Annotated in this window: 11 protein-coding genes; 6 read left to right on the forward strand and 5 right to left on the reverse strand. The window is 49.0% G+C overall.

Features of this window, described 5'->3' with window-relative positions; genetic code table 11:
• Positions 1 to 128: 128 nt before the first annotated feature.
• The 5 genes from LZD49_RS12970 to LZD49_RS12990 all read left to right on the forward strand — a co-directional run bounded on the left by LZD49_RS12970 (position 129) and on the right by LZD49_RS12990 (position 3,959).
• On the forward strand, positions 129 to 527 hold the full coding sequence (locus LZD49_RS12970; RefSeq protein ID WP_234667912.1) for a hypothetical protein: 399 nt from the start codon (positions 129 to 131) through the stop codon (positions 525 to 527).
• 52 nt (positions 528 to 579) lie between these two features.
• Complete coding sequence (locus LZD49_RS12975; RefSeq protein WP_234667914.1) at positions 580 to 981, forward strand: ketosteroid isomerase-related protein; 402 nt, start codon at positions 580 to 582, stop codon at positions 979 to 981.
• Positions 981 to 1,583, forward strand: a complete 603-nt coding sequence (locus LZD49_RS12980) for a GNAT family N-acetyltransferase (RefSeq protein ID WP_234668404.1) — start codon at positions 981 to 983, stop codon at positions 1,581 to 1,583. Before LZD49_RS12975 ends, LZD49_RS12980 begins: the two co-directional genes overlap by 1 nt.
• Before the next feature lie 3 nt (positions 1,584 to 1,586).
• On the forward strand, positions 1,587 to 2,492 hold the full coding sequence (locus tag LZD49_RS12985; protein WP_234667916.1) for a carbon-nitrogen hydrolase family protein: 906 nt from the start codon (positions 1,587 to 1,589) through the stop codon (positions 2,490 to 2,492).
• Between the two features lie 384 nt (positions 2,493 to 2,876).
• Entirely contained in the window at positions 2,877 to 3,959 is a 1,083-nt protein-coding gene (locus LZD49_RS12990) for a T9SS type A sorting domain-containing protein (RefSeq protein ID WP_234667918.1), read from the forward strand.
• 177 nt (positions 3,960 to 4,136) lie between these two features.
• Here LZD49_RS12990 and LZD49_RS12995 read toward each other — a convergent pair whose 3' ends face one another.
• From LZD49_RS12995 to LZD49_RS13010, 4 genes are all read right to left on the reverse strand, one after another.
• A complete protein-coding gene (locus LZD49_RS12995; RefSeq protein WP_234667920.1) occupies positions 4,137 to 6,092 on the reverse strand; it encodes a tail fiber domain-containing protein in 1,956 nt (651 codons plus the stop codon).
• A 248-nt stretch (positions 6,093 to 6,340) separates the two neighbouring features.
• Positions 6,341 to 8,104: a c-type cytochrome gene (locus tag LZD49_RS13000; RefSeq protein WP_234667922.1), complete on the reverse strand. Its 1,764-nt coding sequence runs from the start codon at positions 8,102 to 8,104 to the stop codon at positions 6,341 to 6,343.
• 12 nt (positions 8,105 to 8,116) lie between these two features.
• Positions 8,117 to 9,364, reverse strand: coding sequence for an amidohydrolase/deacetylase family metallohydrolase (locus LZD49_RS13005; protein ID WP_234667924.1), 1,248 nt, complete (start codon positions 9,362 to 9,364; stop codon positions 8,117 to 8,119).
• Between the two features lie 5 nt (positions 9,365 to 9,369).
• Positions 9,370 to 10,656, reverse strand: coding sequence for an amidohydrolase/deacetylase family metallohydrolase (locus tag LZD49_RS13010; protein ID WP_234667927.1), 1,287 nt, complete (start codon positions 10,654 to 10,656; stop codon positions 9,370 to 9,372).
• Positions 10,657 to 11,447: 791 nt separating this feature from the next.
• Here LZD49_RS13010 and LZD49_RS13015 point away from each other — a divergent pair.
• A complete protein-coding gene (locus LZD49_RS13015; protein WP_234667928.1) occupies positions 11,448 to 12,482 on the forward strand; it encodes a hypothetical protein in 1,035 nt (344 codons plus the stop codon).
• Between the two features lie 71 nt (positions 12,483 to 12,553).
• On the opposite strand, the gene LZD49_RS13020 is transcribed toward LZD49_RS13015, so the two are convergent.
• Entirely contained in the window at positions 12,554 to 13,441 is an 888-nt protein-coding gene (locus LZD49_RS13020) for a dienelactone hydrolase family protein (protein ID WP_234667931.1), read from the reverse strand.
• Between the last annotated feature and the right edge of the window lie 112 nt (positions 13,442 to 13,553).

Below are 13,553 nucleotides of genomic sequence, written 5' to 3' on the forward strand. Positions count from 1 at the left end.
ACTCAATCCCCAAAAAATCGGTTTTGAGTTTACCGAGGCCAGTTATTACTAGGCCTGCCAATTTTGCTCCGAAAAGCTAGTCGTGTTTTTGGACACGTAATGGACAGAAACCGTGATTGATTGTTATTATGTTTAAGAATAAAAAAAATCTGTTGCTGCTGATACTCGCGGCCATTATTGGGTACATAGTGTACGATTCCACATCGCAGCCGACAGTCGACGATCTTCCCGGCGGGTTCCGCGAAGTCGCCATGTACCGGAACGAGAACAATACCGGGCCAATCGTCAGGGTGTATGCGGTAACCGTCGAGGATACGCTTTCAAAGGACATGGCCCAATACGGGGATCTCATGCCGTACACCAAATATGGCTCCACGACCGTATACTTTTTTAATGCGGCAAAGGCGTTCCCAAGTACGCTCACAGCGACCGAACCGCATTTCGACGCTCAATTTTCAGCCAACTGCCTTGCTATGTACCGGAAGGACGCCAATGGACAGGTTTCATTGGCAAAAGGGCCTTTTTGAGCCAGTGGCAATTATCTTTACCGACTATTTTTTAAATAAATACTAAAAATAAATGACTGCTCTAGAAACCGTCCAGCAATACTACGAGGCCTTCAATGCGAAAAACTGGGAAGGCATGCTGGCCCTGCTGCACCCCGAAGTACGGCACGAGGCCAACCAAGGAGAAGTCCGCCTGGGTCTTGAAAAATTCACTGCATTCCTACAAAAAATGGATGAAACCTACGAGGAAACACTCACTGACATGGTGTTTTTCAGCGAGCCGGAGGACAAGCGCGTGGCTGTGGAGTTTATCGTAAACGGTATTTACAAACAAACAGAAGAAGGCCTTCCCGAGGCGCACGGTCAATCCTATGTGCTGCCAGCCGGTGCATTTCTGGAAGTGACCGAGGGCAAGATCAGCCGGGTAACCACTTACTACAACCTGCCGCTCTGGATTGAGCTCGTTTCAAAATGATGACCGCGCAACTCACATTCATCAGCAAAACCGGTGCGGCCATTGCGGAGGTCTTCGACGACCTTGCGCAACTTCGCATTGCTGTTTTCAGGGATTATCCGTATTTGTACGAAGGCAGCGTGGACTATGAAAAAGGCTATTTGCAAACCTACCTGCAATCGGAGCGGTCTTTCCTGTTCGCGGTTTATGACGGCGATCAAATGGTGGGTGCCTCCACCTGCATTCCGCTGGCAGACGAAACGGCCGAAGTAAGAAAGCCATTTGAGGATGCCGGTTTCGATATTGGATCGATCTGCTATTTTGGAGAAAGCATTCTACTGCCGGCTTATCGCGGGATGGGCCTTGGCAACCGGTTTTTCGATGAACGGGAAGCGCACGCAAGAAGTTTTAAAGACTTTGAAATCTGCTGCTTCTGCTCTGTCGACCGAGGCGAACATCATCCATTGAAACCAGCCGACTACCGCCCCAACGACGCATTCTGGCTCAAAAGGGGTTACAAGAGAGAGGCCGTATTACAAAGTGTTATGGAATGGCCCGATTTAGGAGAAGCCGTTTACACACCCAAAACCATGATTTTCTGGACCAAGCGTCTCAACGACTGATACATGATGCAGCAAGTAACCATTGCTTCGGCCCAATATCCTATTACCGAGCACGCCGATTTCCTATCGTGGCAACAGCACACCGAAAACTGGGTAACCGATGCCGCCAACCGCGATGCCGAGCTGCTGCTTTTCCCGGAATATGGGGCTATGGAGCTGGTAAGCATCTTTGAAACCGAAATCCGCAACGACATCCGCCGGCAAATCCATGGATTGAATGCATTGAAAGACGACTTTTGCGCTACTTTTGAAGCGCTTTCCCGGAAATGTGGCGTCATCATCGTTGCCCCGAGCATTCCCGTGATCGAAAGGGGCCGAAACCTGAACCGGACTTTTGTATTTTCGCCAAACGGCTTAGCCGGCTATCAGGATAAATTTTTCATGACCCGCTTCGAAAACGAACATTGGGGCGTCGAAAGCGCTCCAAAGCAACTCACCGTTTTTGAAGCTGCATGGGGACAATTCGGCATTCAGATCTGCTACGACGTTGAATTCCCGCTCGGCGCACAAAAAATGTGCGAAGCCGGTGCTAAACTTATCCTCGCCCCAAGCTGCACCGAAACCATTCGCGGTGCCGCCCGCGTACACATAGGCGCACGAGCGCGTGCGCTCGAAAACCAGGTCTACACCGTGGTTTCTCAAACCGTCGGAGAAGCTTTATGGTCTCCCGCCGTTGACATCAACTATGGTTACGCGGCCTTCTACACTACCCCCGACAAAGACATGCCCGAAGAAGGCATCATCGCCTCCATGCCAGTGCAACAGGAGGGCTGGCTGGTTCAAAAGCTGGATTTCTCTCTTGTCGATGAAGCCAGAAACGACGGGCACGTGTTTAATTTTAAGGATCAGGCGCGCGTGGAGATGAGAATGGCGGGAGAGGAAATTTCTGTCATACACAGAACTACCTAGTCGCATAATAGCACGTTTCTAAGAAGCATTTTAAAAAGGAATATAACTTTAACGGCATCAATCCTTCGTACAAAAATGTGTGCGCTGAATACGGAAAATTCATTTAGAAATAGTCTCATTAACATTAAAACAGATGCAAAAATAGTACGCGATAAGTGTAACTAATTCATAATCAGAAATATAAAATATATCTCGTAGCGTTAGAATGAGTTATTTCTATAATCAAATTAAATATTTCGCGAGACGCTTAAATATAGCTTTACAATAAGTCGTCTTCCAATTTTTTTCTCCGATAACAGCATTCTTATTTTTTCACAGTTTAACTATTTCAAGATCAAGGTGGTATATTAATGTATAGCAAAACGTTACTAAACTTCCTCTATCATGAAAACAGTTTATGCTTTGAATTGGATTCTAATTGTGGGCCTCTCCACAAGTTTGGCCGTCGCCGACCCTTGTACTTTGAGCGATGGTCAGATTGAACTAAACAATGTTTCAGCCTCCGGTGGAAATTGCATTCTGAATTTGAAGTATTCTTTCAGCCTTGATAAGAATAAAGGGAATAAGTTCGCATACATTCATTTTTGGAAGGCAAGTAGTTATGCAAACCCTGACTACAAAAAAGGGCCTGTAAAAAGCGAACTCGGCAACGTGCTCGGGACAATAGCGATCAGCACAGATGACCCAGTGAGCCTGCTATCCACATATCCCGACAATACCGTCAACCCTCTGTTTGCAGGCCTTACGATCAGCCAGGTTGACCTCGGCGGTGGCCTGTATAGAATCACAGTCGACAATATTCTCCTAACTGTGCCGGGAGCCTGTTCCGGCCTGCCGAATTTGATCGCCGATGTTTGGGCTACACAATCGAATGACAAGGTAACGCCCCCTGTACACTGCCTCTTGAAAGGTAACGACACTCCGCTTCCAGTTACATTAGCGCGTTTCCAGGGGAGCTTGCTTGACAATGCAATAAGCGTCTCCTGGACAACCGCTGAAGAAACCGGCGCCAGCCATTTTGACATCGAACGAAGTGCGGATGCCAAAGAATTTGTTCAACTCGGACGTATGCAAGCGAAAGGGAATTCATCGACTTCGCAACAATACCGGTTCCTCGACCTACTGCCTCTGAGCGGGCACAATTACTATCGGCTCAGGATGGTCGATAAGAATGGGAGCTCGGAATACTCAAGAGTAATTACGATTGATAATGGCCCTAATAGCGTGGCGTTCGAGCTGCTTGGCAATCCGGTATTGAACCGCGAGATCAAGTTTCTGCTCAAAAATGAAGACGTTTCTGGTATCCAACTTCTGGACATGTCGGGACGCGCAGTTACATTTTCGCTCAGCCAATGGGGAAATGAGTTTGTGTTGAAACCCAGAAGTAATCAGTCATCCGGCATTTACATCCTCTCATTGCGACGCGATAAGGCAGGTACCATGGCAAAGAAAGTCCTGATGCCGTAGCTGAATTACCCCTACAAATAAGAACTGTGATGCCGGGCCTGGTCCGGTAATCACAGTTCTTACATATAAATCGGTTGCCTGCCGGATAGCGACCCTATGCCTATTATTTACTACTAGCTGGTAAGGGTGGCGACATCAATAAGTTCATTTTTGATTCTAAATCCGCCAGCCTCTCGCTCACCCGCTATTCTCAATTTTGGAATCAGCGTTTTCAGATTTAAGCACTGCATTCTCCTTTGCGAGCTCTTTTACAGATTCGACCAAGTGGGGGATTAGACCAATATAATTGACCGCCTTGTAACCTTTATCGTCTGTCTTTACTAATTCCGGAAACAATGTTTCAACCTCCTGCGCGATTAGCCCCGTTTGAAGAGATGGATCCTGTCTTTTATCATTCCAATGGAAGTGATATCCTTTGAGATCGATAATTTTTGAAAGACTTGCGGAAAGTTGCTTAAAATCTCGCTTCCGACGACGATCCGATGTCTGTACAATAACGCCATTAAGGTATCCATTCCCTGCATTGTCAACCCAGAACTTCCAGGAATTCCCAAGATAAAACCCTACCTGATCATCCGTTTTCATGCCCACGAAGCCATCGACCAGGTGCTGAGAATTGTCGAAATAAATTCCAGCGGTGCTTGCGCTATGGTGAATGCGTGGCCTCCCCCCCACTTCCAAAATATGGGTTGGATACAATGCATTGTTACCGATACCCACATAACCGTTCCTCAACACAGTGAGAGCATTGGAAAGTGATTGTGGGCCCAGTCCGTTGCCGATTTGAAATACACGGTCTGAACTTTTCGCACCCGCCTGGCTTCCCACTGTATTGTTGTCTTGCAGGTTGTTATAAGCGCCGACGACCGTCGCCCCGAAGCCTTTCGCAACTGTACCGGCACCTAGTGCAACTGAACCGTCGCCGATGGATGCCGTTTCCGTTCCGAGAGAAACCGAAGATACTCCGAGCGGAATGGCCACATTGCCGCTGGCTATCGCTCCGTTGTCAGCAACTTGAAACATCCATTGATTACCGACATAAAACCCAATTTTATGATCATTAACCATTCCTACAAATCCGGCAACGCCATTGGTAGAATTATTAAAATGAATACCTGCCGTAGCACCATTGTGCCTTATTCGCGCCCGGCCGCCTACGTCCAAAAGATAGCCTGGAGATAACGCGGTACTGCCGATTCCGACATTACCTCCCCTCAATATCGTCAAGGCATTCTTTCTCACATTCTGGTCGCCATTCCCAATCTGAAAAATACGATCCGAGGGATCCGGGACCCCAATATCCGGACTGTCCCTATTCTCATTGTAAGTTCCAGCAACAAAGGATCCCCGCGCCTTAGCTATTGTGTGACTTCCCAGTGCAGAGCTTTCCCAGCCCGACGCAACAACTTGCTTCCCCATCGCGAATGAATTCACGCCTGTTGCCTGTGAGTTCGATCCAAACGAGGCACTGCCTTCACCGCTGGCTAAGTTATCGATACCAAAGGCGACAGAGCTTTGCCCGATTTGAGCATCCTCCCACGTGCCGTTCCCGTTCAATCCCGCCCTGAATGCTGCTTTGAAAGGATACCAGATCAGCCTCGCGCCGGCCCCCACTTGCGGAAGATAATATTTTGGCATATTAGGGTCTCCCACGGGAACTTGGTCACTTTTCTGGATTACAGGATACCCGTTGACCCAGTGCTCGGCCTCCTTGGCATGCATACTATAAGGTACGCTTAAAAGTTGCGTTGTACCCAGATCGACATAGTTATTACCTCCTCCGGGATCCAGTTCAAGTTGCAAAAATTGCGCGGACGCTTTCCACAAGATTCCTGTAAAATCTCCTGAGGTCACCGTTCCGCCCCCTATTGAAATATTGAATATTCCTTCGGCATTGGTTTGGGTATTATGGGTTTCCTGATAAACGATGGTACCTGCTATACTTTCCGTATGAATGGAAACCCTCAGGCTAACCGAAGTAGTGGCTGCCGGTTTTCCGTCCGCTTTCCGGGCAACTCCCTGGAAACTAAATCGCTGGGGAGCCTGTGCATTGGCATTCTTAGGACAAAACCCCAAGAGTATTATTGCCAAGAAAATAAAGAGATAATGGAAGTGGTTACTTGTTACATTCATGTCAATTTGAGTTTTGAGCTACCTTTAAACAATTCACCGGCTGCCTCAACACTTTCACGAACCCCGCCAACACATTCCTGGACGGCAGGGCGTGTTTTATAAAAGCTATCGATCAGCAAAAATGCCGCCCGCTACTCCGCGACCGGCATTTCCTACTCAAGATGAATCCGGGCAAGCTTCTATTCCAAAATCAATGTGCAAGTGGTTAGAAGCGCATGTACAAAAGGCAACAGAACTGTAACCTCTTATTAATTTCCCAAAGCCCGCCGCACATCACTCACCGAAATGGCATCGGCATCGTTTCCGAAATTTTGGCGAACGTAAGTCAGGACCTGGGCCATTTCTTCCGGTTTGAGAAAGTCGTGTCGTGGCATTAGGTCATTGTAGGGCTTTCCCGCAACCTGAATGGGGCCTTCTAATCCTTTTGCCACAACTTCTATCAATCGTTTTTTATTACCCGTCACCCATTCTGACCCGGCAAGAGGCGGAAAGCGGCTTCCGTCGCCCAGGCCGTTGCGCTGGTGGCATGGCGTGCAGTAAGTATTGTAAATGCGCTGCCCAAGCTCTTTAGTTTTGATATCCAGATTGTCTGCGACTTCGTCGGGCGTACGGATATGAGCCAGTTCTTTATGTTTTTCCATTGCGGCAAGCTGGTTTGTGCCGAAGTCCCGTTTGTCCCCCTTGAACATGATCCGCCACACTTTGCCTTTTCGGGAATCGGTAATATATAGCGAACCGTCAGGTCCTTCGGCAAGACCCATCGGCCTGAATTTAGCATCGCTTACATTGATGATTGGATCGATACCGGCAAAGCCGTCGGCAAAAACTTCCCAGTTGCCGGATGGCCTGCCATCTTTGAACGGTACGAAACATACGAAGTAACCGGCCTGCGGGTAGGGCGCCCGGTTGGTCGAGCCATGAAAGGCTATGAATGCGCCATTTTTATAGCGGTCGGGAAACTGATTGCCGCGATAAAACAGCACATCGTTGGGTGCCCAGTGCCCAGGAAAGCCAAAAAGCGGCTTTTGGTACTTGGCCCCTTCTCCTTCTTTCTTTCCATCGCCGCCATATTCGGGGTTGAGCATTTTCCTGCCTTTCATCTGATCGTAATAATAATATGGCCAACCCACGTTGGTGCCCTGCGTTACTTTTACAAATTCCTCCGCGGGAAGCACCGCGCTTTGCCAGGAGGTGAACAGCTCGGGAAAAAGGCGATGGAGGTTGTCGCGCCCATGAACAACGGCGTAAAGGCCTTTGTCTGCCGGATTCCAGCGCATTCCCACAATGCTGCGAAGTCCGGTTGCATATAAAGTCCCATCGGCCTGGGTTTGATCGGGCTTGTCGGCGCTGAACTTCCAGATGCCGCCATGCTTTTCAAGATCCGGACAAGGATTAACACCCGGACTGCCCGGTTTTCCTCCCGGCGAGTTGACCATATCCTGACACGCGTCCGATGGGGCGCCGAAAGGTACGAACATATTGCCCTGGTCGTCGAATGCCATGGGTTTGGTAATATGCCAATGGGCGCCGTGCTCGTGGTCGTCTTTCAGGATCAGCTCGGTTTTTTCGTCGGGGAGAAGCTGTCCGGGAATCAGTTTGCTGCGATAGATGGCCAGTGAAGAGCTGTAATACAGGTAACCATTGCGGATCGTAATGCCATTAGCGAGGCTGCTATGGTCCTGGTAACTGCCGAAATTCTTTATCATGTCGGCCTTCCCGTCGCCATTGGTATCCCTGAGGGCCACGGTGCCGCCACCCTGGCCTTTGCCGTAATATCGAAGTTTAATATAAATATCCCCATTGTCGTTCACCGCGATATGGCGAGCGAGGCCGGTGCTGTCGGCGACCACGAGTGTTTCAAAACCATCGGGCGTTGTCAGTCCGCCATTGTCGGGGTCACCGGCCGGAAGCTTGTCCTGTTGCAAATGCATAGCGCCCGCTAGCGCGAGTACGAGCATAACAAGACTCAGATATAGTCCGAACCTTTTGAATTTCAATTTATGAGAATACATGGTGAGTTTTGGTTAAAGTCCTTTTTTCTTCGCTGCCATACCATTCAGGTCCCACACTACTTTGCCCTGCCGAACGGTCAGTTCGACTTCCAGCTTGCGGCTTCCGCTTATACGATTGCCTGCGGAATCCATGAAGCCGAAATACCCTTCCCGAACCCGGAATACTGCGATATCGGCTGGATTACCTTCCTTCAAATTCCCCAATTCGGGATGACCAATGGCACGCGCGACATTCCAGGTTGCTATGCCCACCACTTGTTTCAATGTCAGCCCCATTGCCATAAATTTGGACATAACATTCCCCATATCCTTCATTGCCGAATTCATGCTGAAGCGATGCAGATCGGTACCAAAGGAATTGGGATAAAAACCTTGGTTCACGGCAGGCACGGCCTGGTCGAACCAGAAACCTGCCCCACCGTGACCGAGATCGAACAACACACCGCGTTTCCGGGCAGCGAGCACAAAAGGACGGACCTGCCCGTCCTCGCCAACAATCGGCATTCGCTCTTTAATGTTTTCGAAAGTATGGGTGATCATGTCACCGGGACGCATTTTCGCCAACTGATCTTCCAACGAATATTCAGGCAAATGGCATTCTACAAAAAGTGGTTTACCAGCCTTCTCTGCCACTTTCAATGCATTGTTGAAGGGCGTCCACTCGTTCCCGTTATAATGTCCGATTTTGACGCCGGCTATGATTTCCGGATATCTGCGAATCGTCGCAACGGCCGAATCGACGTTCATATCCTTCAAATCCTGCTCATGGGCGGCACCCGTCATTCCCCCGCCCGCAATGTTCAGGAATGCAAGAATGCGTGTTTTGGACTGATCGATCACCTGCTTTTTAAACAATGGAAAGCTGCGCCAGCCCGAAGTCCCGGCGTCCACAACGGTAGTTACACCCGACCGGAATGTAAAATCGTCGGGCGAAACGCTATTCACGCCGTTCGCAAATAAGCCCGCCTCCGGCCCTACGAACACATGCGTATGCGGGTCGATAAAGCCGGGTGTGAGGTACAGGCCATTCGCTTCGATGATTTGTGCCGCATTATCGCTGATCACCGGGGCCACTTTCGCAATTTTACCGCCTGTGATAGCAACGTCCATTATTTTGTTCAGTGAATTGGCTGGATCGATCACGTGTGCGCCTTTGATGACGAGCTCATAATATTGCGCCTCTGCACTCTGAGGCATAACCGCTGCCAACGCAAGCCATATTCCGGCTAAAAACCGCTTGTGGAAAACCATTTTCTCCATGACGATCATTTACCTTGCATTTCTGACTCCCATCCTGCCACGCTGATGCCATTCAGGTCCCACACCACTTTTCCGGCACGGATCGTGAGCTCGGCTTCGAGTTTTTTGTCGCCCTTCAATTTCAGTCTTCGGGCGTCGATAAAGCCAAAATTGCCTGTGCGTACGCTGAAAATGGTAATATCCGCCTCAGAGCCCACTGTAAGACTACCCAGTTCCGGGCGTTTGATCACCTGCGCGGGATTCCACGTCACCCGCAGAATGGCGTCCGAAAGCGTAACACCCATATTCAGAAATTTAGAAATCACATTGTCCAGTCCTTTCATACCGCCGTTCATACTGTCGGTATGGAGGTCGGTGCTGATGACATTGGCGAGGAAACCCTGTTTAATGGAAGGGATCGCCTGTCGCCATGCAAATGCCCCACCGCCATGGCCAACATCGAACACAATACCTTTTTTCTGCATTTCGAGTACAAAAGGTTTTACTTTACCCTGCTCATCAACCACCGTTTCGCGATCGGTCGGCCCGTGCGCATAGGTGTGCGTGAAAATATCCCCAGGCCGTAAATACTCCCTGAAAAGCTTTTCGATCGACAACGGCGGACGGTGTTCCCCAAAATCGACGATCACGGGCACGTCTGCAAGCTTCCCGGCCTCTACGGCGCGCTGTACCTGGCTATAATCTCCCCAGTAATGGGCGGATTTGATACCGACAATGATATTGGGATACAATCTTTTAATCATATTGGCCGTCATAACCGGGTTCATGTCGCTCATGTCCTGTTCCTCGAAGCGGCTAGCCATGCCCGTACCGACGATATTCAGAAAAGCCAACACGCGCGTCTGCGCGCGATCGATCGTCTGGGCTTTAAAGGTTTTGAAATTTCGCCAGCCCGACGAACCCGCGTCTACTACCGTAGTAACGCCGGTTCGAAATGTAAAACCATCGGGGGCAACACTGGTGTGACCATTGGCAATGTAAGCATCGGGCGTGGTACCGTTGAAAACATGCACATGCATATCGATAAACCCAGGTGCAACATACAATCCCTTTGCATCCACGACCCTTTTAGCATCTGAAACCGGAATGTCTGCGGCTACACGCACAATCTTGCCTGCCGTTACAGCTACATCCATTACACCGTCGATTCGATTTTTAGGGTCAATGACATGTCCGCCTTTCAGGAGCAGGTCAACGGACTGGGCATTGGACAGCCCTGTTAAAAGCGGAATAAGCAGCGACACTGCTAAAAACCGGATGAATTTCAGCCGATGCGAATGGATAAGCTTCATGGAAGTCCTGATTAGGATTTAGGAGTTGGACACTTTCAAAAAAGCACCAAGTGGCAATAATATAGCCGCCTATTTCGAAAAAAATGCGGATTGCCAACTATCATATCGCATGGTTGCAAAAGAACCAACGAATATACATAACCGGACAATTGCACACGGTAGACGTATAACATTTGAAAAGACTATCTGTGAAAAAGACAAGAAATGGCAATGCCTGCGTGTAAATTTTCGAAGAACAAGTTTAAATATTCACTCTCACAAAAATTTACGGAGATGAATTTCAGCGTATTACAGACTTGTAGTGATATTTTGATTTTGAAATAGCAATCAAATGTTTTAAACTTGTTGTAGATATTATTTTACATCTATGTAGTTGCTAGTAAAATAAAGTCTACAAATAACCATTGAAAATCCGTGATTTCCATCCTCGGACGTCACACCACCTTCCTCTCACTGATAATTGCAGAAATTCCTCTTAATGCAGGAAAGGCACGTGCGGCCCTGATCATGCTTAACAACCAACGGGGTTTCCAACCGGGTTTCCAACCGGGTTTCCAACCGGGTTGCGCGATGGCGTGACAGGCACATATAGGCGTATCCGTTCGCTCACTCAGATTGCTTTGGAAAGGCAATGCAGACTGTTGTGCGATTCGGGGACACCAGACTGTTTACAACAAGTAATCAGCCAAGGAATACGTCAGGCTTTGACACGCTAGCTGACATAGGAAAATTATGCCCTTAAAAAAACAAGTTGATAATCCGCCAATTTCTTTTCACCAAATCTAACTCGTATGAAAACACGTACACTGAGGTTACTTACACTTCTAACTTTCCTCACATTCTTCCTTTATGATTGCAAGGACAAAGAAGCGGATTCACTTGAACCTGCCAACACGGAGCTTTCCAGCCAACTGGACAAGCTGGAACTGGCTCCAACCAAACTAGAAGAAACGCCGGACATTAAACTGGTGCCCGGGAAAGTAGATCCTACGGCGAAAACACTGGAATTGAACAAATCTTTGGGAACAGTTACTTCCGGAAACATTCCTGCAAGCGTGTCCAAGGCCGCTGAAGAAGTATCAGCTGCACTTTCCGACGCCGAGATTAAAGCGTTGAACGAGGTTTCTCCTTCACAGGCCTCCAAAACTGTTCTTAATTCACAGCAGGTACGCTCCATTCTGAATAGGGTATCGGCGGACCCCAAGCTCCAAAGCTACCTTTCGCTTTTCACAGCGGCCAGGCTACAAGGGCTTCCTGACGGCGGACGCACCCGCGGGGTAACGGGGGGCACTTCCTCGGGCCCGGCCATCGAAGCAGGCAACAGCGATGACTGTATCGCACGCGCCAACGAGAAATTCGAAAAAACCAAGGATCGCCTCGATGAAGCTAAATCTCGAGGGCTTGAAAAAATCAATGGGGCTTACATCAAAGATTTGGAGCGCATCCAGCGGAATCTCGAACAATGTACCGGCGAAAACAGTGCGGGGCATTTTGAAGCGCTTCGCCAGGTAGGTATCAAAATCGCGAATGACGCGTTGGCTGCATTAGATAAGGCGAAACCATTCCTGCGCCCAGGCCAGTACGAATACTTGAAAGCACTGATCAACATCCAGTTGCTCGATTATCTGAACAAAGTAAACCAGCTCGAGGCTGCGAAGATCGGTACTTGTACTGAAATCGCTGCGATTGCGAAAGCACGTGCGGAAGAAGTTAAAAGCTCCAACACCGCGAATGTAGAGGCGGCTTATAACGAAGCCCTTGCCAAAGCGATCGAATTGAGAGACAAAATGATCGAAAACTGCCACAACCAGGGCAGCGGTATTTAATCGTCAGGCGGATGATTCAATTTGTTAGCCAGAATGGGAACTGTACTGTTTCCATTCTGGCTTCAACCTACCTATGCCAGTTTTTCTTTAAAGAAATCGATGGTGCGCTTCCAGGCCAATTCGGCGGCCGTTTTGTCATAACGGGGAGTCGTGTCGTTATGAAAACCGTGGTTCGCGTCCTGATACATAAATGCCGTATATTCCTTTTGATTTTCTTTCAAAGCCTTTTCATACGCCGGCCAGCCTTCGTTCACGCGCGTATCCAGGCTTGCGTAATGCAAAAGCAACGGCGCCTTTATTTTGGGAACATCCTCTGTAGCCGGCTGGCCACCATAGAAAGGTACCGAAGCCGCGAGACCGGGGATGCGTACCGCCATCATATTGGCAATGCCGCCGCCAAAACAGAAGCCCACCACGCCGATCTTTCCATTGCAATCCTTGTGATTTTTTAAATATTCATAAGCTGCGATAAAATCCTCCTGCATTTCATTGCGGTCGCGCTTGCTTTGCAACTCGCGTCCTGCATCGTCATTTCCCGGATAACCTCCCAATGGCGAAAGGGCATCAGGTGCGATAGAAATGAACCCAGCCAGCGCCGCCCGGCGCGCGACGTCTTCGATATGAGGGTTCAATCCCCGGTTTTCATGAACTACCACTATACCGCCCAATTTTCCCTTCGCATCCGTCGGCTTCGACAACAGCGCCTTGATCGTTTTTCCACCCTTCGGTGATTCATAATTGACATAGTCAGACTGCAAACGCGGGTCATTGGCAGGCACTTGGATAGCTCCCACATAATCGGGCATCAGAAAGCTCATCAGCGATGCTACCGTGACGCCACCCGCGGCATAGGCCGACAAGCTTTGCACAAAATTGCGGCGATCAATGCGGTCGTGCGCATAGTCGTCGTAAAGATCGAATACTTCCTGTTTGATATCTTCTTTTCTGAGCTGCGACATATTCAGGTGATGGTTGAAGTGTTTTTAAGCTAAGTTGAAAACAACCTGCTACATAGCAGAAAACCACGCGAGGGCGTGGTTTTACTCAATAAATTGAAAGAGTTATCGGGCC

Source organism: Dyadobacter sp. CY261 (genome assembly GCF_021440085.1).
Lineage (GTDB): Bacteria > Bacteroidota > Bacteroidia > Cytophagales > Spirosomataceae > Dyadobacter.

Coding starts and splice junctions, on each gene's coding strand:
- LZD49_RS12970 (WP_234667912.1), top strand. CDS start 129: ATGTTTAAGAATAAAAAAAATCTGTTGCTGCTGATACTCGCGGCCATT.
- LZD49_RS12975 (WP_234667914.1), top strand. CDS start 580: ATGACTGCTCTAGAAACCGTCCAGCAATACTACGAGGCCTTCAATGCG.
- LZD49_RS12980 (WP_234668404.1), top strand. CDS start 981: ATGACCGCGCAACTCACATTCATCAGCAAAACCGGTGCGGCCATTGCG.
- LZD49_RS12985 (WP_234667916.1), top strand. CDS start 1,587: ATGATGCAGCAAGTAACCATTGCTTCGGCCCAATATCCTATTACCGAG.
- LZD49_RS12990 (WP_234667918.1), top strand. CDS start 2,877: ATGAAAACAGTTTATGCTTTGAATTGGATTCTAATTGTGGGCCTCTCC.
- LZD49_RS12995 (WP_234667920.1), bottom strand. CDS start 6,092: ATGAATGTAACAAGTAACCACTTCCATTATCTCTTTATTTTCTTGGCA.
- LZD49_RS13000 (WP_234667922.1), bottom strand. CDS start 8,104: ATGTATTCTCATAAATTGAAATTCAAAAGGTTCGGACTATATCTGAGT.
- LZD49_RS13005 (WP_234667924.1), bottom strand. CDS start 9,364: ATGGAGAAAATGGTTTTCCACAAGCGGTTTTTAGCCGGAATATGGCTT.
- LZD49_RS13010 (WP_234667927.1), bottom strand. CDS start 10,656: ATGAAGCTTATCCATTCGCATCGGCTGAAATTCATCCGGTTTTTAGCA.
- LZD49_RS13015 (WP_234667928.1), top strand. CDS start 11,448: ATGAAAACACGTACACTGAGGTTACTTACACTTCTAACTTTCCTCACA.
- LZD49_RS13020 (WP_234667931.1), bottom strand. CDS start 13,441: ATGTCGCAGCTCAGAAAAGAAGATATCAAACAGGAAGTATTCGATCTT.